General features: G+C 43.3%; 17 protein-coding genes. 14 read left to right on the top strand and 3 right to left on the bottom strand.

The annotated features are described in order from the left end of the window. Nucleotides 1–137: 137 nt before the first annotated feature. Nucleotides 138–2,375 (top strand): 5-methyltetrahydropteroyltriglutamate--homocysteine S-methyltransferase, encoded by a 2,238-nt coding sequence (gene metE / locus DYE66_RS08985; protein ID WP_115325131.1) that lies wholly within the window; start codon nt 138–140, stop codon nt 2,373–2,375. 16 nt (nt 2,376–2,391) lie between these two features. Continuing rightward, nucleotides 2,392–4,227: a bifunctional homocysteine S-methyltransferase/methylenetetrahydrofolate reductase gene (locus DYE66_RS08980; protein ID WP_002997040.1), complete on the top strand. Its 1,836-nt coding sequence runs from the start codon at nt 2,392–2,394 to the stop codon at nt 4,225–4,227. A 156-nt stretch (nt 4,228–4,383) separates the two neighbouring features. Here the strand turns inward: DYE66_RS08980 and DYE66_RS08975 are convergent, their stop codons facing one another. Then, nucleotides 4,384–5,022, bottom strand: a complete 639-nt coding sequence (locus DYE66_RS08975; RefSeq protein WP_002997344.1) for an MBL fold metallo-hydrolase — start codon at nt 5,020–5,022, stop codon at nt 4,384–4,386. 156 nt (nt 5,023–5,178) lie between these two features. On the opposite strand from DYE66_RS08975, the gene DYE66_RS08970 reads away from it, so the two are divergent. Together DYE66_RS08970 and DYE66_RS08965 are read left to right on the top strand one after the other, a co-directional pair. Continuing rightward, entirely contained in the window at nt 5,179–6,363 is a 1,185-nt protein-coding gene (locus tag DYE66_RS08970; protein WP_002997107.1) for an ATP-grasp domain-containing protein, read from the top strand. Between the two features lie 40 nt (nt 6,364–6,403). Continuing rightward, a complete protein-coding gene (locus DYE66_RS08965) occupies nt 6,404–7,156 on the top strand; it encodes an esterase family protein (RefSeq protein WP_002997396.1) in 753 nt (250 codons plus the stop codon). Nucleotides 7,157–7,304: 148 nt separating this feature from the next. Here the strand turns inward: DYE66_RS08965 and DYE66_RS08960 are convergent, their stop codons facing one another. Beyond that, nucleotides 7,305–8,135 (bottom strand): alpha/beta hydrolase, encoded by an 831-nt coding sequence (locus DYE66_RS08960; RefSeq protein WP_002997245.1) that lies wholly within the window; start codon nt 8,133–8,135, stop codon nt 7,305–7,307. Between the two features lie 450 nt (nt 8,136–8,585). On the opposite strand from DYE66_RS08960, the gene DYE66_RS08950 reads away from it, so the two are divergent. The 6 genes from DYE66_RS08950 (at nt 8,586) to asnS (ending at nt 15,036) form a co-directional block, all read left to right on the top strand. Then, nucleotides 8,586–11,057, top strand: a complete 2,472-nt coding sequence (locus DYE66_RS08950; RefSeq protein ID WP_002996845.1) for a bifunctional DnaQ family exonuclease/ATP-dependent helicase — start codon at nt 8,586–8,588, stop codon at nt 11,055–11,057. Between the two features lie 38 nt (nt 11,058–11,095). After that, nucleotides 11,096–11,575 carry a cell wall elongation regulator TseB-like domain-containing protein gene (locus DYE66_RS08945; RefSeq protein WP_002996632.1) on the top strand — a complete coding sequence of 160 codons (480 nt, stop codon included), beginning with the start codon at nt 11,096–11,098 and terminating at the stop codon, nt 11,573–11,575. Continuing rightward, nucleotides 11,572–12,753 (top strand): pyridoxal phosphate-dependent aminotransferase, encoded by a 1,182-nt coding sequence (locus DYE66_RS08940; protein WP_002997076.1) that lies wholly within the window; start codon nt 11,572–11,574, stop codon nt 12,751–12,753. The genes DYE66_RS08945 and DYE66_RS08940 overlap by 4 nt, the downstream gene beginning before the upstream one ends. A 333-nt stretch (nt 12,754–13,086) precedes the next feature. Beyond that, complete coding sequence (locus DYE66_RS08935; RefSeq protein ID WP_019783658.1) at nt 13,087–13,332, top strand: hypothetical protein; 246 nt, start codon at nt 13,087–13,089, stop codon at nt 13,330–13,332. Continuing rightward, a complete protein-coding gene (locus DYE66_RS08930) occupies nt 13,295–13,666 on the top strand; it encodes a hypothetical protein (RefSeq protein WP_244914170.1) in 372 nt (123 codons plus the stop codon). The genes DYE66_RS08935 and DYE66_RS08930 overlap by 38 nt, the downstream gene beginning before the upstream one ends. Nucleotides 13,667–13,689: 23 nt before the next feature. Continuing rightward, nucleotides 13,690–15,036, top strand: a complete 1,347-nt coding sequence (asnS, locus tag DYE66_RS08925; RefSeq protein WP_002996922.1) for an asparagine--tRNA ligase — start codon at nt 13,690–13,692, stop codon at nt 15,034–15,036. Nucleotides 15,037–16,161: 1,125 nt separating this feature from the next. Here the strand turns inward: asnS and DYE66_RS08920 are convergent. After that, entirely contained in the window at nt 16,162–17,031 is an 870-nt protein-coding gene (locus DYE66_RS08920) for a LysR family transcriptional regulator (RefSeq protein WP_115325129.1), read from the bottom strand. A 131-nt stretch (nt 17,032–17,162) separates the two neighbouring features. Between DYE66_RS08920 and DYE66_RS08915 the strand changes: the two genes are divergently transcribed. From DYE66_RS08915 to DYE66_RS08900, 4 genes are all read left to right on the top strand, one after another. After that, a complete protein-coding gene (locus DYE66_RS08915; protein ID WP_002997462.1) occupies nt 17,163–17,678 on the top strand; it encodes a YbhB/YbcL family Raf kinase inhibitor-like protein in 516 nt (171 codons plus the stop codon). Nucleotides 17,679–17,860: 182 nt separating this feature from the next. Continuing rightward, nucleotides 17,861–18,955 (top strand): iron-containing alcohol dehydrogenase family protein, encoded by a 1,095-nt coding sequence (locus DYE66_RS08910; protein ID WP_002996660.1) that lies wholly within the window; start codon nt 17,861–17,863, stop codon nt 18,953–18,955. Nucleotides 18,956–18,974: 19 nt separating this feature from the next. After that, entirely contained in the window at nt 18,975–19,352 is a 378-nt protein-coding gene (locus DYE66_RS08905) for a RidA family protein (protein ID WP_002996492.1), read from the top strand. Between the two features lie 179 nt (nt 19,353–19,531). Next, nucleotides 19,532–20,284: a DUF1003 domain-containing protein gene (locus DYE66_RS08900; protein ID WP_002996600.1), complete on the top strand. Its 753-nt coding sequence runs from the start codon at nt 19,532–19,534 to the stop codon at nt 20,282–20,284. Nucleotides 20,285–20,327: the final 43 nt, after the last annotated feature.

Below are 20,327 nucleotides of genomic sequence, written 5' to 3'. Positions count from 1 at the left end.
ATAAAAAATAAAAATCCATAGATTGTTGATTTAAAAAGGGATATCTAGTATGATTTTTATCATAAAACAAAAAATAGATTATAGTTTTAAATTAATGAATTTCTTTATATTAACTTAAAAACTATAGGGAGGGTAAAATGACAAAAATTTCTAGTTTAGGCTATCCGCGTTTAGGAGAAAATCGTGAATGGAAAAAGCTGATTGAATCTTACTGGTCAAAAAAAATCACTCAGCAAGAACTATTTGAGGGTGCTAAAGCATTGCGCACAGATTTTTTGAAAAAACAGCTAAATGCAGGATTAGATTTAATTCCGGTTGGTGATTTTTCCTTTTATGATCAGATTTTGGATTTGTCTGTGCAGTTCAATATTATTCCTAAGCGCTTTTCTAAAGAAGAAGTAGATATTGATTTATACTTTTCTATTGCACGGGGAAATAAAGAAAATGTCGCTTCTGCCATGAAGAAATGGTTTAATACTAATTATCACTACATCGTTCCAGAGTGGACAAAACAACGTCCTAAACTTAATAATAATCGGCTTTTGGAACTTTATTTAGAAGCAAGAGAGATTGTGGGAGAGAAAGCAAAGCCCGTTATCACAGGCCCTATTACCTATGTAGCCCTGTCATCGGGGGTTGAAGACTTCACTGCTGCTGTAAAAAGTCTCCTGCCGCTCTACAAACAAGTCTTCAAGGAATTAGTTGACGCAGGTGCAGTCTATATTCAGATTGACGAGCCTATCTTTGTGACTGATGAGGGGTCTGAATATCTTGAAGCAGCAAAAGGCGTTTATGGTTATTTTGCTAAGGAAATTCCTCAAGCTAAGTTTATCTTTCAAACTTACTTTGAAGCTTTGATCAATGCCGAAAGCCTATCTCAACTCCCTGTTGCAGCTTTTGGACTTGATTTTGTCCATGGTCTTGAAGAAAATCTTGCAGCTTTGACATCAGGACTTTTTAAAGGTAAGGAAATCTTTGCAGGTGTGATTGATGGCCGTAATATCTGGAGTTCTGATTTTGTGAAGACTGCTGAACTCTTAAAGACGATCAAGGAAAATACTGCTGAGGTGATCGTACAGCCTTCTTGTTCACTTTTGCATGTGCCTGTGACTGCTAAAAATGAGACGGGTTTGGAAACTGTTTTACGAAATGGTCTGGCCTTTGCTGATGAAAAATTGCAGGAAGTCAAACTTTTGGCAGAAAAGCTGGACGGCCGAGAAACACCTGCTTATAAAGAGCATATCGCTCATTTTGAAGCCCTTCAAGCTGCCGATTTCAGAAATGTTGAATTGGAAAATGCAGAGCAAGCAGCGACTAAGCGTGCCAGCAGTTTTGAAAAGAGAAGAGATCTGCAGCAGAAAAAACTGCATTTACCGCTTTTGCCAACGACAACGATCGGTTCTTTTCCGCAGTCGCAGGAAATCAGACGGACGCGTTTAGCTTGGAAACGCGGCAGAATCAGCGATGAGGATTATCAAGGCTTTATAAATGCTGAGATTAAACGCTGGATCAAGATTCAGGAGGATTTAGACCTTGATGTTTTAGTGCATGGTGAATTTGAGCGAGTCGATATGGTCGAATTTTTTGGTCAGCAGCTGGCAGGTTTTGCTACGACAAAGCTTGGCTGGGTGCAGTCTTACGGTTCTAGGGCTGTGAAACCGCCTATTATTTACGGAGATGTGCAGCACATAAAACCCTTGACCGTCCGTGAAACGGTTTACGCGCAGAGTTTGACTGACCGTCCGGTCAAAGGCATGTTGACAGGGCCGATTACAATTACCAACTGGTCTTTTGAACGCACAGATATTCCGCGAAGACAGCTCTTTGATCAAATTGGTCTAGCCATCAAAGATGAAATCAAACTTCTGGAAGATGCCGGTATTGCTATCATCCAAGTCGACGAAGCTGCCCTTCGTGAAGGGCTACCACTGCGCAAGGCTAAGCAAAAGGCCTATCTTGATGATGCCGTTCGGGCCTTTCATATTGCTACATCTTCCGTTAAAGATGAAACGCAGATCCACACGCACATGTGCTATTCTAAATTTGATGAAATCATTGATTCTATTCGGGCACTTGATGCGGATGTGATCTCTATTGAAACTAGCCGCAGTCATGGGGACATTATCGAATCTTTTGAGACAGCTGTCTATCCACTGGGCATAGGCTTAGGTGTTTACGATATCCACTCACCGCGTGTACCGACTAAAGAAGAAGTTATTGCTAATATCGAAAGGCCTCTTCATAAACTATCTCCTAAACAGTTTTGGGTCAATCCTGACTGCGGGCTGAAAACCCGCCAAGAGCCTGAAACGCTTGCAGCTCTCAAAGTTTTAGTCGCAGCAACCAAGGAAGTTCGCAGAAAACTAGGAAGCTGAAATAAGGAGATCATTCATGTCTAAATTACTAGATAAATTAAAAACTGATATCTTAGTGGCAGATGGTGCTATGGGCACCCTTCTTTATGCGGAAGGGCTGGAATCTTGCCATGCCTACTATAATATTAGTCACCCAGAACGTATTTTAGCCATTCATAAGGCTTATATTGATGCTGGTGCTGATATCATTCAGACTAATACTTATGATGCCAAACGCCACCGCCTTAAAAGTTTTGGCTATGACAATGATGTTAAGCAAATCAATCAAAAAGCAGCTGAGATCGCTCGTCAGGCTGCAGGAAGAAATGTTTTTGTTCTAGGGACGATAGGAGCTTCGCGAGGGCTAAGACAGTGCGATCTTAGCTTGGAAGATATTGTCAAAGAGACTGTTGAGCAGGCACAGGCACTATTAGAAACTGAGCAGCTGGATGGTTTACTGTTTGAAACTTACTATGATAGAGAAGAATTAGAGGCTGTCATAAAAGCGATAAGGCCATTGACGGATTTACCCTTGATAACCAATATGGCACTCCATGAAGCAGGCATCACAGAAGATGGTCGCCCCCTAGTGGAAGCCCTCAGCCATTTGGTCATGCTGGGTGCTGATATTGTTGGATTAAACTGCCACTTAGGACCTTACCACATGATTCAATCCTTCAAACAGGTTCCGCTTTTTGCACAAAGTTATCTGTCTGCTTATCCTAATGCCAGCCTTTTATCATTTGCTGGTGACGATGAAAAAGGCCAGTACCGTTTTAGTCAGAATGCAGATTATTTTGAATACTGCGCTCAGCTTTTTGTGGAAGAAGGGGTCCGTTTAATTGGCGGCTGCTGCGGAACGACCCCAGATCATATAAGAGCCATTAAACGCGGCATCAAAAATTTAAAGCCAGTTGAACGTAAGACTATTACCCCATTGATTACTGAAGAAGAACTCATTGATGAAATTGCTAAAAAAGAAACTTTGGCAGATAAGGCTAAAAAGGAAGTTACGATTATTGCTGAGATTGACCCACCAAAAACCTTGGCCATTGAAAAATTTATTGAAGGGATTAAAGCCTTAGATAAAAAGAATATTGCTGCTATTACTTTAGCAGACAATTCTTTAGCCAAAACACGCATTTGTAATCTTAGTCTTGCTTCCCTACTAAAAAATGAAATAGCAACGCCATTTTTACTCCATATCGCTTGTCGCGATCATAACATGATAGGTTTGCAGTCACGCTTGTTGGGAATGGATGTGTTGGGGTTCAATCAACTTCTGGCTATTACAGGAGATCCCACAAAAATTGGTGATTTTCCCGGAGCTACTAGTGTTTATGATGCTACCAGTTTTAAATTACTATCCCTAATTAAACAATTAAATCACGGAAAAGGCTATAGTGGAGCCAGTTTGAAAAGGGCAACCCATTTTACAACGGCGGCAGCTTTTAATCCCAATGTTCGTCAGCTCGAAAAAAGCAATCGCCTTATTGAACGTAAAATTAAAGCAGGAGCAGATTATTTTATTACACAACCTATTTTTAGTGAAGAAATTATCCATCAACTGGGAAGTTTAACAAAAACTTATGAACAGCCTTTTTTCATCGGCATTATGCCTATAACATCCTATAACAATGCTGTTTTTCTCCATAATGAAGTACCGGGAATTCATTTGTCAGAAGCCTTTCTGGAAAAGCTAGAAACTGTTAAAGATGACAAAGAAGCCTGTCAGGCAATTGCTTTGGCAGAAAGCAAGAAATTAATCGACTGCGCTTTAGAGTATTTTAATGGAATCTATCTGATTACGCCTTTTCTACGCTATGATTTAACCTTGGATTTAATTGACTATATTCAAAAAAGAAAACCCTAATGTTCCAAAACTAAAAATTATTGATAAGAAAACGAATGATTCTAACGCCCAAATAATAGGAGATAAGAACCATTCGTTTTTGGTTATAGCTAAATCAAACATGAAATTTGGTAAAGAAATTCTAGAGAAACCATCATCCATTGCAGTAACTTTTATCTAACTTCTAAAAAATGGATTGAAAGTTTTCTCATGACCAATAGTGGTATCAAAACCGTGGCCGGGATAAACTTGGTAGTGGTTAGGTAGCGTAAAAAGTTCTCTGCGAATGGAGTCCAGGAGCTGCTGGCCATTGCCAGTCGGAAGATCAGTTCGACCAATGGTCTCGCAGAAGAGGGCATCGCCCGAAAAGACAATCTCATCAGTCCTGAAAATTAGGGAGACGCTGCCCCAGGAGTGTCCGGGTGTCGGGACAACTGAGAAATTAAAGCCAGCCAATTCATAGTTCTGGCGGTAGCGGTAGAAGTGATCAGCAGGTCTAGCTGTGACATCTGCCATATCATCATGGCGGGGGAGGCCTGACAGGTTGTCGACAGGACTGCCTAGCCAACTAGCCTCTTGCTCAGAAATATAAACAGGCGGTTCTTGGAAGTGGTCGCGAACAGCATCCAGACTTATGATATGGTCATAGTGAGCATGGGTCAAAAGCACTGCGGCGACAGGCTTAGCCAAGTCAGTTAGCTTAGTCAGAATTTCTTGACCATTGCTGCCAGGATCAATAACTAGAAGCGCGTGCTCATTTTCCAAAATATAGGTGTTTTCAAGAGCAACTTGATTTTTAATGGTATAAATTTTCATAGGGACCTCGATTGAATGGATTTGTCTTTATTATAACGCAGCAGCTGGTAAATGTCTTAGGCTGGGACTTTCTTTACCAAGAGAATTTTCAGAAAAGTCTGTCAAAACAGCTTGAAAGATGGTAGAATAAAGATAACGATAATGGAGGAGGCTCAAATGACAAGACCCTTAAATTTTGTAATGATTTCCCCCCATTTCCCAACGAACTTTGAACCCTTTGCCCACCGCCTAAGGGCCAATGGTTTTAATACGTTGGGAATTGCGGATACTCCCTATGAGGAACTGAGTGACAGCTTGAAAACTGCTTTAACCGAATATTACCGTGTGGACAATATGGAGGATTACGATCAAGTCTACCGAGCAGTAGCCTACTTTGCCCATAAGTATGGTCGTATTGACCGCATCGAGTCCCACAATGAATATTGGCTGGAGTTAGACGCCCGTTTGCGGACAGACTTTAATGTTTTTGGTTATAAAAATGACGATATGCTGTCCATTAAGACCAAACGGCAAATGAAGGAAATTTTCCGCCAAACTGGTATTAAGGTTGCCCGCGGAGAGGTTTTTCACAGTGATGATGAGGCACGCAACTTGGCTAAGGAACTGGGCTTTCCGGTTATTATCAAGCCCAATTCAGGAGTAGGAGCTTCTGACACCTATAAGATTAAGTCGCAAGCTGAACTGGAGGATTTCTTAGGCCATCAGACGCCTAATGTTGAGTATGTCATGGAAGAATTTATTGATGGTGATATTATCACCTTTGATGGTTTAACTGACCATGATGGTAACATCGTCTTTTACTCTGGCTTAGAATACTCTGAGGCTGTTCTGGATACCTTAGATCATGATAATGATATGTTCTACTATATTCCGAGGAAATTTTCACCGGAGTTGATTGAACTAGGAAAGCAGTGTGTCAAGGCATTCAACGTAAAAGAACGTTTCTTCCACTTTGAATTCTTCCGTGTCAAGAAAACCAAAGATCTCATGGCCCTTGAAATCAACTGCCGTCCGCCAGGTGGATTGACCATTGATATGTGGGACTATGCAGATGATTTTGATATCTTTGACCAGTATGCCAAGATTGTACGGGACAATCAATTTACCGCTGATGTTCAGCATCGTTATAATGTGGTTTATATCTCTCGTAAGGCCAATCGTAATTATGCTCATAGCTTAGAAGATATTCAAGCCCATTTTGGTGATAAGATTATTTTGATCCAGTCTGTTCCAGGTGTCTTCGCTCAAATCATGGGAGAAGTTGGTATCTTAGCTAGAACCCAAACGATGGATGAGCTTAGAGAATTAGTCGGCTATGCCCAAGAGAAACGTCGCAATTAGAAAGGAATAGCAGGAGCCTTTAATCCTGCTGGGGAATTTTATGCATTTTGAAAACAGAAGTCAATGGTCGGGGGAGCTCGGCCGTGAGATGTATTTTAATGTTTATGGCCATGCTGGAAAACCCATCATTGTCTTTCCTTCCTCTGGGGGGAGCCAAAATGAATATGGGGACTTCGGGATGATTGAGGCCTGTCAGGAATTTATTGACCGTGGTCTGGTCAAATTTTATACACCAGATTCGCTTGATAATGAGTCCTGGCTCTGTGAAGGAAAATCTCCTCATGATATGGCTCTAGCCCATGAGGCTTACGACCGCTATATCGTCAATGAACTAGTGCCTTTGATTCGCTATGAGTCAGACTGGCAGGGGCCTATGATGGCCACAGGTTGTTCAATGGGGGCCTTCCATGCCATCAATTTTGCCCTACGCCACCCAGACCTCTTTGATATTGCGGTTGCTCAGTCAGGTGTTTATGATGTTCGCTTCTTTACGGGGGAATACAATGGGGATCCTGCGGTATACTACAACTCACCTCTGGATTACCTCTGGAATCAGGATGACCCTTGGTTCTTGGAGCGCTATCGGCAGAATGCCTATATCGTCTCTGTCGGCCAAGGGGACTGGGAAGCTCCGCATATTTCTGACACCATGCGTTTGGAAGATGCTTTTTCTTCCAAGGGTATCCCAGGTTGGTTCGATTACTGGGGCAATGATGTTGCCCATGACTGGCCATGGTGGCGCCAACAAATGCCTTATTTCCTAGGAAAATTAGAAGAAGACGGCCGGATTTGACCGAGAACCCAGCCAGGGCAGGAATCTTGCAGGCCGTCAGCCGGTTAGTCCTTGCCTAGGCATAAACTAGACTGGCATAAAAATCCCGCTTGGTATTTATAAAGAAGCAAAAAGACTTGAGCTCAAATGTAGCCCAAGTCTTTTTATGTCATTCTTTCAGGGTAAATTTCAAAAATTCTAAAAAGTGGTCTGCCCAGTATTTCTCGTGGTGGATTTCGTTGGCCATGACGCGTAGGTCAAGATTTTCCATCGGGCTACCAGTTCTCAGAAGTGATTGGTAGTAGTGGAGGCTACAGTCAATATAAGCCTGGTTCATATTAGGAGCAAAGGCTTCATCAACCTCGTCTCCCTCCTTAGTTCCCACTTGAATATAAACCTTAGTACTTTTATCTAGGGGATGGCTGTCGCAGTAACGTAGGAAATCTCGTTCACTAAACCAAGAGGCTAGAGAGAAGACCCCTAGACCCCCAAAAGTTTCTGGGTAGGCAGCCCCCATATAGGCAGTAATAATGCCTCCCATGGATGAGCCTGCCAGCAGGGTATGCTCGCGGTCAGGCTTGGTGCGGTAGGTTTTGTCAATGAAGGGCTTGACCGTATTGATTACCCATTCGCCATAGGCCATGCCATCGCCACCAACACTAGCGGTTTCAGGTGTGGTGCCGACATCGGTCATCCAAGGAGCATATTCATTGAGGCGGTTGCCTTCAGCATTGTCAATGCCGACGATAATCAACTTAGGCAATTCCTTATGCTTCTTGATGGTCGGGATAATCTTCCAGGAGTAGCCAGAGAAGGATTCCTTGCTATAGAAAATATTTTGACCATCGTGCATATAGAGAACAGGGTAGCTGGCCCAGTCTTCCTTGGCATAGTCCTTGGGCAGGAGCACCCGAATTCGCCTTTCCTCATCATAGTAGGGGACATGCAGATAGTGCTCTTCCATTTCTAAATAATAATTGTTGAGCTTGGTTCGTCTCATGATTTACCTCGATTAACTATTTGCTCTTATTATAGCATAGAAGAAGTCTAAACTAAACAAGATTAGAGATTGGAAAATCTAGGATAGTCAGCTGACCACGCCAAAAAAGCAAGTTGGTCCAAACGGACTTCTAGAACAAGGCTAAGAGGAGAGGAGCTAGTTAATGGATTTTCTGGCCAGAGCTCCTTGAGTGAGATTGGCTGAGTTTGGTCACGCTTGTTTTGGGGAAGATTGAAGTAGGACTCCCAGCCCAAGTTGGAGCGAAATAATTCCCGAAAAAGTCTCACAACATGAAAACAGTTGACATCTACCCAGCTCAATCAACTAGCCCATTTCTGTAGTTGGCTGGCTCTTCCAGATCAATCAGCCAGTCCATTTCGTAGTAGTATGGCCCTTCGACCTCAATCAGCCAGCCCAAGATTAGGACATTCATGCTATAATAGAAGCATTATGACGGACAAGAAACAAGGACGAAAATATGCCGTCGTTGATTTAGAAGCCACCAGTGCCTCTACGACGGCTCAGATTATTCAGGTTGGGATTGTCATTGTTGAGCAGGGTCAAATCGTCCAGACCTACCAGACCGATGTCAATCCTCATGAGGCCTTGACCCAGCATATTATTGACTTAACCGGTATTACCGACCAGCAACTGGCCCAGGCACCTGACTTTTCCCAGGTAGCCGGAGACATCTTCCAACTGATTCAGGACTGTATCTTTGTTGCCCACAATGTGAAATTTGATGCTAATCTTCTAGCAGAACAACTGTTTTTGGAAGGCTATGAGCTAAGAACGCCAAGGGTGGACACAGTTGAGCTTTCTCAAGTCTTTTTCCCCACGCTGGAGCGCTATCGCTTGTCGGATTTGGCCAAGTACTTGGACTTGGACCTGACCCATGCTCACACGGCCATAGCAGATGCTTACGCGACCGCTCAGTTACTCATCAGTATTCAGGAAAAAATTGCAAGTCTCCCTCGCTTGACGGTTGAACGGATTTTGGATTTTGCGGACCATCTCATCTATGAATCCCGTCTTCTTATTGAAGAAGTCTATCAAGGCATGCCGACCATGGTCCCTAAGGATTTTGTGGAAGTCCATAATCTCCTTTTAAGACGAGAGCCTCCTCTTTTAAAGGAGCGCCACCTCTCAAAAGACTTTGCGACCAATCTGGCCCTTCTAGATTTAGAAGAAAGACCTCAGCAGGAAGCCTTCGCTGACAAATTAGCCCAATACTATGACCAGCCCAATCCCCTTTTCATTCAGGCCCAGACTGGCCTAGGTAAGACCTATGCCTATCTCCTAACGCTCCTGACTAAGGTCAAGGACCAAAAGATTATTGTGACTGTCCCAACCAAGGTGCTCCAAGATCAGATTATGGAGCAGGAAGGCCAGCGCCTAGCCCAAGTTTTTCAGATTAATTTGCACAGTCTCAAAGGTCCGTCCAACTATATCAAACTGGATGCCTTTGTGGCTAGTCTAGCAAAGGAAGACAGCAACCGTCTGGTTAATCGTTATAAAATGCAACTGCTGGTCTGGCTGACCCAGACAAAGACGGGTGACTTGGATGAAATCAAGCAAAAGCAACGCTTTGAGGCCTATTTTGACCAGATTCGCCATGATGGTGACCTCAGCCAGCACTCACCTTTTTGGAATTATGACTTTTGGAACCGCTCCTTTGAGCGGACCAAGCACTCGCGAGTCATTATTACCAACCACGCCTACTTTTTGACTCGGGTCGAGGATGATAAGGACTTCATCAGGAATCAGGTCTTAGTGGTTGATGAGGCCCAGAAGCTTTTCTTGAATTTGGAGCAGTTTTCCAGACGTCAGGTCAATCTCACTAGGGTTATGAAGGAGCTTCATAGTCATCTGGAAAATCCTGCCAGCCACTTACAAGGGCGGATAATGGAGAGCCTGCAATTTGAATTGTCCCAAGTCAGCCAAAACTATTATAAAAATCATCAGGTCAGTCTACAAAAAACTGCGGTCAACCAGATTCGCCAAGACTTAGCAGAGCTAGATGGCCATGATTTTCAGGAGCTCAAGGAAGCCTTTGCTCCTGTCTTTTCTGATTTTTGGCTCAGTCAAGATTGGTCGGCGGAACACCGTGTGACCAAGTTAAATAGTGCCCGCCTAGATTTTATGAATTTCCAAAAATTCTTACCTGAGACGGCAAAAACCTACTTTATTTCGGCCAGTCTAGATATTAGTGAGCGTCTTAGCCTGCCAGACTTGCTGGGCTTTGAGGCCTATGACTATCTCAATTTGACTCAGGAGCCGATTAGGGGTCAGAAAATCTGGCTGGATAGTTCCATGCCCAATATTCCTGACCTATCAGCCCAGACCTATGCGCAGAAGATTGCTAGGAGAATGTTGGACCTATCCCAGCTCAAGCAACCTATTTTGGTTCTGTTTAATGCCAAAAAGCCCATGTTTGATGTTTCTGAAAAGTTGGAACAAGCAGGTCTATCCCATCTCTGCCAGCACAAGAATGGTTCCGCAGCCAATGTCAAGCGACGCTTTGACAAGGGAGAAGCGGGAATACTCTTGGGTACCGGCTCTTTCTGGGAGGGAGTAGATTTTGCCAATCAGGACAGCCTGATTGAGGTGATTACCCGCCTGCCCTTTGATAATCCTGAGGACCCTTTTATCAAGAAGATTAATCGTCAACTTAGGGAGCAGGGCAAGCACCCCTTTTATGACTATAGTTTGCCGGTGACCATCTTGAGGCTCAAACAGGCTATCGGTCGTAGCAAACGCTGGGAGCAACAAAGGTCAGCTGTCATCATTTTGGACAAGCGAATTTTGACCAAGCATTATGGCTCTCTGATTTACCAGTCCCTGGCTCAAGAATTCCCCTTGGCAGAGGGAAAATTTAGCGGAATATTGCCAGAATTGGCTCATTTTTTCAAAAATATTTGATATAATAAAAAGGATTAACAGTTGAGAAGGTTGGTAGTATGCAAGAGCCTAAAAAAAGACATTTTTGGCGGTATTTTTTCAGTATTTTAGGGCTGGTAATGCTTATCATTGCCTTGACAACGGTCTTTTTAATTGGAGCCATCAGACCCCACAAGCAAGCCCAAAGTCAGGCCATTCAGACGGCTAAGGAATACGCGGACTTCAGTAGCATAACTAGGGTTGAACAGTACAATGGCAGGGAGGTCTTCTACACGGTCTTTGGCAAGGATAAATCTGGCCAAAAGATCATGGTTACCATTAATAAGGCCCACGCTGGTCAGGTCTATGTCTATCAGGCTAGCCAGGGTATTAGCGCCAAGGATGCTCAGAAAATTGCTAGGTCCAAGGGAGCTAAGACCATCCAAAAGACAACCTTCGGCATGGCCAAGGGAGTTCCCATTTGGGAGGTCCGTTCCAATGGTCTTTACTACCTCATCGACTTTAAATCCGGTGATTTGATTCAAAGGGAGGGCTTATGACTTATTTATCCAATCGTGTTTTAGAAATGGCAGAAAGTGTCACCCTAGCAGCAGGAGCTAGAGCCAAGGAGCTCAAGGCCCAGGGCCGAGATGTGCTCAGCCTCACGCTAGGTCAGCCTGATTTTGTCACACCCAAGAATATCCAAGAGGCTGCCATTAAGGCCATCCAGAGTGGACAGGCTTCTTTCTATACGGTAGCTTCTGGTCTACCTGAACTCAAGGCGGCCATCAATAGCTACATGGAAAATTTCTATGGCTATTCGGTTGAGGCCAATCAAGTGGTAGCAGGTACAGGAGCCAAGTTTGTCCTCTATGCCTTCTTTATGGCGGTTCTTAATCCGGGAGATGAGGTTATCATTCCGACCCCTTATTGGGTTTCCTATGCAGACCAGGTCAAGGTAGCCCAAGGTCAGCCTGTTTTTGTCCCAGCCAAGGAGGAAAATCATTTCAAGGTGACCGTAGATCAGCTTGAAGCTGCCAGAACCGACAAGACCAAGGTCCTTCTCCTCAATAGTCCTTCCAATCCAACAGGTATGATTTATGAGGCAGATGAATTGCGGGCCATCGGAGATTGGGCTGTTCAGCATGACATCCTAATCCTAGCCGATGACATCTATGGTCGTCTGGTTTACAACGGGGCTAAGTTCACCCCGATTTCGACCCTATCTGAGGCCATCAGGCAACAGACCATCGTGGTCAATGGTGTTGCCAAATCCTATGCCATGACCGGTTGGCGGGTCGGCTTTGCGGTCGGCAATCCTGAAATTATTGGCGCCATGGCGAAGATTATTGGTCAGACGACCTCCAATCTGACAACGGCCTCCCAGTATGCGGCTATTGAAGCCTTCACAGGAGACCAGACGACGGTTGAAAGCATGCGCCAGGCCTTTGAAGAAAGGCTCAATACCATCTATCCCTTGCTCAATGAGATTCCTGGTTTTACTACAGTTAAGCCCCTGGGAGCCTTCTACCTCTTCCCAAATGTCAAGGAAGCGATGAAAATCAAGGGCTACACCGATGTCACCGCCTTCACCACCGCTATCTTGGAAGAGACGGGCGTGGCTCTGGTGACTGGTGCCGGATTCGGAGCACCTGAGAATGTTCGCCTCAGCTATGCCACCGATTTGGATACCCTCAAGGAAGCCGTTAGACGCCTCAAAGCCTTTATGGAGGCCTAGGCTGGCTAAGATTTTTAAGCACTAACTTTTGGGTCTGGGTCTCTACTCAATGAAAATCGAAATTGGCCGAGGCAAGGAGCAATGACATCAAGTCACTAAAGTGACTGATGTCAAACGGCAATCTCCATAGCGATTGTCTAGCTCCCTTACTAACCTCACAAAGTTGGTGAAATCGACCAACTTTGCTCCGCATCGCACGAACTGAAGACAGCTCAAAAGGTCTGGGAGACCTTTTGAGGTTGGAAATAGGGAAAGCTTCGCTTTCCTCAGTAAGTACGGCAAGGTGAGTTAACGACGGAAAATTTTGATTTTCGAAGAGTATTAATTGGAATTATGACAAAAAATCGTAACAAGCATCACTTTCTGCTAGTATTTCTCCTCATTCTAGTTCTAGGATTAGCCTATGTCAGTATTAGCAGTCGGATAGAATTGCATCAGCTTAAAACCAGCCAATCATCTTCTAGTTCTGATTCTCAGGATGAAGTTAGAAAGGCGAAGCGAGAGCTGGATAGGGTGAGACGAAAGGCTAGTAATCTGGCCTATGACCGTGATGACCTGCAGATTCAAAAAAAAGGATAATCATTTCAAGATTAATCTCATTCAAAATGGCTCTACAGGCTACAGTTGGGAAATCAGTCAAGTATCTAAAAACCTGCAGCTAAGCAAAATAAAGTCTGAGGATGTGACTTGGTTTGACCCAGATTATGAAAAGCAAGATGATGCTTCTGGACTGGCTTATGTTGAGGGAAGTGTCAACCAAGATGGTCACTATCAGTTTCAGCTGGACAGCCAATTTGGTGATGGGAAAGATTCAAAGCACCCGACCACTGAAAGCTATCTCATTAGTATCGATTGTCAAAACGGTGTCAGCACAAAGATAACCCTTGAGGACAAAAATCCAGACCATAAATAAGAAATAAAAGAAAGAGAAAATTCATGTCAAAAGAGCTCGTATCAATTATTGATGTTAAAGACCACCTTGGTCAAGAAGTTACCATCGGTGCCTGGGTGGCTAATAAGTCAGGTAAAGGAAAATTAGCCTTCCTCCAATTGCGCGATGGCACGGCCTTTTTCCAGGGCGTGGCCTTCAAGCCTAATTTTATTGAAAAGTACGGCGAGGAAGAAGGACTGGAAAAATTCAACCAAATCAAGCACCTGAGCCAGGAAACCTCTGTCCTAGTGACTGGTACCATTAAAGAAGATGACCGCTCCAAGTTTGGTTATGAAATGGATGTGATCGATGTTGAAGTAATCGGCCAGTCCCATGACTATCCCATTACTCCTAAGGAGCACGGAACCGACTTCCTCATGGATAACCGTCACCTCTGGCTACGCTCTCGCAAGCAAATGGCCATCATGCAAATCCGCAATGCCATCATCTATGCGACCTACGATTTCTTTGATAAGAATGGATTCATCAAGTTTGATAGCCCTATCCTGTCGGGAAATGCAGCAGAAGACTCAACGGAACTTTTTGAAACCGACTACTTCGGGACACCAGCCTATCTCAGCCAATCTGGCCAGCTTTACCTTGAAGCCGGTGCCATGGCTCTAGGTCGGGTCTTTGACTTCGGCCCTGTTTTCCGGGCAGAAAAATCCAAGACCCGCCGTCACCTGACCGAGTTCTGGATGATGGATGCGGAGTATTCCTTCCTCAACCATGACCAGTCAATGGATTTGCAAGAAGCCTATGTTAAGGCCCTCATTCAAGGTGTTTTGGACAAGGCTCCCCACGCCCTAGAAATCTTGGAGCGCGATGTGGACTTGCTCAAGAGCTACATTGAAAAGCCCTTCAAACGAGTTTCCTATGATGAGGCTATCGACCTTTTGCAAGCGCACGAAAATGATCCCGATACGGACTACGACCACCTGGAACATGGGGACGACTTTGGATCCCCTCATGAAACTTGGATTTCCAACTACTTTGGAGTGCCAACCTTCGTGGTCAACTACCCAGCCAGCTTCAAGGCCTTCTACATGAAGCCAGTTCCTGGCAATCCTGACCGAGTTCTCTGTGCCGACCTCTTGGCACCAGAAGGCTACGGCGAAATCATCGGTGGCTCCATGCGGGAAGATGACTACGATGCCTTAGTTGCCAAGATGGATGCCCTTGAAATGGACAAGTCAGAATACGAATTCTATCTAGACTTGCGTAAGTACGGTTCCGTCCCTCATGGTGGCTTCGGAATTGGTATCGAACGGATGGTCACCTTTGTCGCCGGCACCAAACACATCCGCGAAGCCATCCCCTTCCCACGGATGCTGCACCGGATTAAACCATAAGATACTAAGCCGTTAAGCAACTCAAAGAATTTTAGGGAAATCAACGAAGGTGCTTGCACCTAGGTGATTTCATCTAAATTCAAAGAGTTGTAGGCGTGTTCAATTACCGTAAGATACTAAGCCGTTAAGCATCCCAAAGGAAAATAGGAAAATTGGCGAAGAAGTACTGAACTTCGAGACAAGTTTTCTCTTTTTCCAAAGGGATGTAGGCGTGTTCAATTACTAGCGAATAAAGTTTAGCTGAGACTACAGCCTTGTTAAACTATGCTAATCACTATTGTGGATTAGCCGTATCCCAGCTTAATACACAAAAGAGGAGCAATATCGGCTCCTCTTTCTTCGTGTCGTAAGCTACAATGGTGCACAGTCATCTAGTTTCTTAAGAAGTAACAAATGATTGACGACAGTCACTCTATGATTTGATTTCTTTTTAGAGTGACTACGAAAACTTCTATTTGAAGTTTTCTATGTCCCTGACTAACTCCGATAAAACAGTATTAACAGCTGTTTTATCTTCGTGTCGCAAAACCGTTAAGCATCCCAAAGGAAAATAGGAAAATTGGCGAAGAAGTATCGGACTTCGAGACAAGTTTTCTCTTTTTCCAAAGAGTTGTAGGCGTGTTCAATTACTAGTAGCTAAAGTTAAACTCGACATTTTCAATGTCGGTTTAACTACGGTGACCGCTAGAGGCGGCTCACCTATAGCGACCACTAACTCCAAAAGAGGAACATTATCGGTTCTTCTTTCTTCGTGTCGTAAGATACAAAGTAAAATATAATTAAAAACGAGGAGCTAAATTGCTTCTCGTTTTTTATATCATCAATTTTTTCAAAAACTAGCCACCTTATACTCTTTGAAAAACAAAATTAGCATTTGGGATATTTTCTTAGGTTGTGCGGACGCAAGCAACCTCCTCCGGAGTTTCATTGCTAAATTTTGAGCCTAGGGTCTCAAAATTTCCGTTATTCTCAACAGCGCAACTGTTACGAATAATACCACAACGGCGAAAGTATCCCAATTTGTCCATTCTGTTTATATAAACTGAGATTAGAACAGTGGATATTCTTTGTAATAACTGCTATTTTTGAATTTAAATGAGTATTAATTAAAAAATGATTAGTTTTCTATATTTTACTTTGTTCCAGATTGATAAAGTCGATAAATTCTTGTTTAAAAATAGCTATTTCCTTGTTCTCTTTTCGGTGCATTAAGTAAGTAAAGGAGACAGGAGTGGTTACTGCTTGAGGGAGTTGATAAGCAATGTCAGATTGAAAGTCATTTTTCAGGTAGAGTGGAAGATAAGAGATACCTTGCTCCATTTCAATCAACTTTTCCGTTATTGGTATATCTTTAATAGCTAAAAATTCAGTCTCTGGGACTAAAGATTTAATCTCCTCCTTTAGAGAATCCCAGTAATGAGGGTGATTATCAGATAGCACCTGATATTTTTGAAATAATTCTATTTCTTCGAGACCTGTATCAGACTTTGGTAAAAATAGAGCAATTTTACCTTCGCAGATTTTTTCAGTATAGAGATTCTTTGTGAATGGCACCTCTCTATCAATACCAATATCAAATTGGTTGTTTTCAAGAGCTAAAGTCATATTTCGTGCTACTACTGAAATAGTTATTTTTATATCTGGGTGCTTCTGAAGAAATGCTGGTAAAAATTTTGGTAAGAGGTATGTCGAGATATAAGGGGAGACAGCGATATCGAGTTGCTTGGATAGATTCCTATCTTTTAATTGAATTGTTTTTATTCCATCTTCATAGGTTTTTATAAGTCGTTCAGCAATAGGTATAAACTCTTTTCCGGTGGTTGTTAGAGTTAACCGTCTACCAATGGTTTCAAATAATTTAACTTGTATGTGTTTTTCAAGTTTTTTGATTTGCTGGTGTAGGGTCGGCTCAGTTAAAAAAAGCTCCTCACTTGCTTTTCGGTAGTTCAAATGTTTAGCAAGAATAAGAAAAGTATAATACCAGTCTAAATTCATAATAATTCCAATCTAACAGAAGTTTTTCCTAATGGTTTATAAAGTTTTTTCAAATGGTTTTGAGGTTTATATTGAGATATGATGGGGATAGGTAAATTATAGCGTATTTATGATTAAAAGGAGACAATCATATGCAAATTAGAACGAAATTTAAGAACAATGTATTACCGCATTCTTATGGCAAAAAGGCTGATGAGAAAGATATTTTGATGGGAAATCCCGTACGGTCATTCCCCTTTGAGGTAGAAAATTTGCCTAGAGGAACCAAATATTTAGCCTTTTCACTGGTTGATTATGATGCCATTCCAGTTTGTTCATTTCCGTGGATTCATTGGTTAGGTGCTAATTTATCTGTGAGTGGAAGCAGTTATTCGGTTCCTGAAGATTTAAGTCGTAATACAGGTGCTGAATTTGTTCAAGGAAAAAACAGTTTCTCTAGTCCACTTTTGGGAGAAGATTTTTCAGAAATCGCAACTTTATTCGTAGGTCCAACACCACCTGACAAAGATCATAGATACACACTTACTGTTTATGCACTTTCAGAACCAGTCAATCTTCAAGAAGGATTTTATCTGAATCAGCTATTGGATGCAGTTTCTGATAAAATTTTATCTAGTGCTCAGATCAATTTGATTGGTCAGTTTTAAATATAAAAGAGGTCGAGAGTTAATCTCGGCCTTTATCTTATTAGCCCCCTTCCCTTCTGTTTAAATCTTCTGAATATTTTGCTATAATAGGGGCAAATCAGCAAGGGAAGCCCTCGGGCTTCTCCGATATTTTTGTCACCGCCAGCCTGACGATGGCAAAGTAATGGTTAGGAGGAAATCTTATGACGACGACAGTAATGGCCAATTATAGTGTCGGTGAGGATTGTTACCAAGAAATACCTCAGGTGCTTAAGCCCTATAGTATCAAGAGCGTTGTCCTGATTGGTGGAAAACGGGCTCTTGGGGCAACCGAGGATGAGGTGCGTGCCGTTCTGGATAAGGCTGGCATTGAAGTGACGGGAAGCTTTGTCTATGGAGTGGACTCCACCCAAACCAATATTGATAAGTTGGTTGCTAATCCTGCCGTACAAAAAGCCCAGGCTATCTTTGGTTTTGGTGGTGGGAGAGCCTTGGACACGACCAAGATGGTCGCCAAAGCGCTGGATAAGCCCACCTTTACCTTCCCAACCATTTGCTCCAACTGTTCTGCAGGAACAGCCATAGCTGTGGTCTACAAGGATGATCACTCGGTTCTTCGTTACGGTTACCCAGATTCTCCCTTGCATATCTTCATCAATACTCGTGTCATTTCTCAAGCTCCTAGTAAGTATTTCTGGGCTGGCATTGGTGATGGGATTTCCAAGGCGCCAGAAGTGGAGCATGCAGTAGCAGAGGCTAAGAAGAGGGGCTTGACCGACCTGCCCCATACAGCTAGCTTGGGCTATGCTGTTGCCTTATCTTCTAAAGATGCCTTCTATCATTATGGTAGGCAAGGTCTGGAAGATGTTAAAAATCAGAAAAACTCTAAGGCCGTTGAAGAGATTGCTCTGGACATTGTCGTGTCAACGGGCTATGCCTCAAACTTAGTCAACCAGCCTGATTTTTACTACAATTCTTGCCATGCCCATGCTTTTTACAATGGGACAACGGCTGTGCCACGTCAGGGTGAATACCTGCACGGGGTTGTGGTTTCCTATGGTGTCTTAGTTCTTCATGCCTATTTTGACGAACAAGAAGAATTGGAAAGGGTAGCCAAGTTCAATAAATCTCTTGGCCTACCAACCACCCTCAAGGAATTGGGGCTAAGTCAGGCTGATGTTCCAAAGATTGTTGAGGTGGCTCTGACGACCAATGAATACAAAAATACTCCTTTTGATGCTGAAAAATTTGCCCAAGCCATTCTAAGTGTTGACCAACTCGGACAAAAACTAGCCTAAATTAGAAAGTGTGATTTTCATGAAAACCTTCCATACCGAAAAAGCGCCCAAGGCCCTCGGCCCTTATGTTCAAGCCAAGCAAGCTGGCAATCTCCTCTTTGCCTCTGGCCAAGTTCCCCTCTCACCTGAAACAGGTCAAGTGGTGGGGGACACGATTGAAGAGCAGACCCGGCAGGTCCTGAAAAATATCGGGGCTATCTTGGAAGCCGCTGGAACTGATTTTGACCATGTGGTCAAGACCACCTGTTTCCTGAGTGACATCAATGATTTCACAGCCTTCAATGAAGTTTACGCGACAGCCTTCAAGGAAGAATTTCCAGCCCGCTCCTGTGTGGAAGTGGCCCGTCTGCCAAAGGACGTCAAGGTTGAAGTCGAAGTGATAGCAGAACTTGCCTAATAAAAAGGGATTGGAGTAAGAGCTCCAGTCTTTTTTATGCTTTGGGGCCATTCAGACAAATCAAAAACAAAAGCTGAAATCTAGAAAGGACAACTCTATCAAACATTGGGCTTGATTTCCTTTGACTATTAGTTCCTCTCTTAATTATGGTATAATTGAGGCTAGAAAGTAGGTAAAATATGCCAGAAGACAAGCTCGTTTATGACGCCTTAAACCAACAACCCTATCATTTAACTGAAGGGGTCTTTTTATCGGAGATTGATGGCCAGCTAAAAAATTTGATTAAGCATGACCATCCCCAACTGACTGATGAAGATTTCATCTCCAATAAGATCTTGCTCCACTATCGTCTGATTTTCCTGGATAAGACCATCGAACGCGCCCAGGTGAAAAATGACTATATTCGCGAGACGGTCTATGATGTCACGAAAAAAGGTGACTACCAGACTCTGGATGTCCAAGAGGCTTTGGATCGCAAGGTCACTTTTGGCCAAAGAATTGCCGATGATGTGGCTCGGTTTGGTGGTTCTTGGACCTTCATCATCAGCTTCACCCTCTTCATGGCTATTTGGATGGCGATTAATGTCTACAAACCTTTTGGAATCCAGTTTGATGCCTACCCCTTTATCCTTTTGAACTTGGCCCTATCGACACTGGCGGCCATTCAGGCGCCTCTAATTATGATGAGTCAGAACAGGGCTAGCGATTATGATCGTTTACAGGCCAAGAATGACTTTAATGTCAATAAAAAATCCGAAGAAGGCGTTCGACTCCTGCACACCAAGCTGGACCACTTGGTTCAACAAGACCAGTCAGACCTCCTGCAAGTGCAAAAATTACAAACTCAAATATTGGCCTCAATCACCCAGCAATTGGATGATTTACAAAAGACCAATTATGAGCTTAGGGAGCAACTGGCCACTAAAGATTAAGCATCACTTTTAAAAATTGAAGCTTTCTTCTAGGTTCCCTGCC

It is taken from the genome of Streptococcus downei MFe28, assembly GCF_900459175.1.
Lineage (GTDB): Bacteria > Bacillota > Bacilli > Lactobacillales > Streptococcaceae > Streptococcus > Streptococcus downei.
The sequence above is the reverse complement of the archived record's forward strand: the minus strand, read 5'-3'. Positions and strand labels throughout refer to the sequence as shown.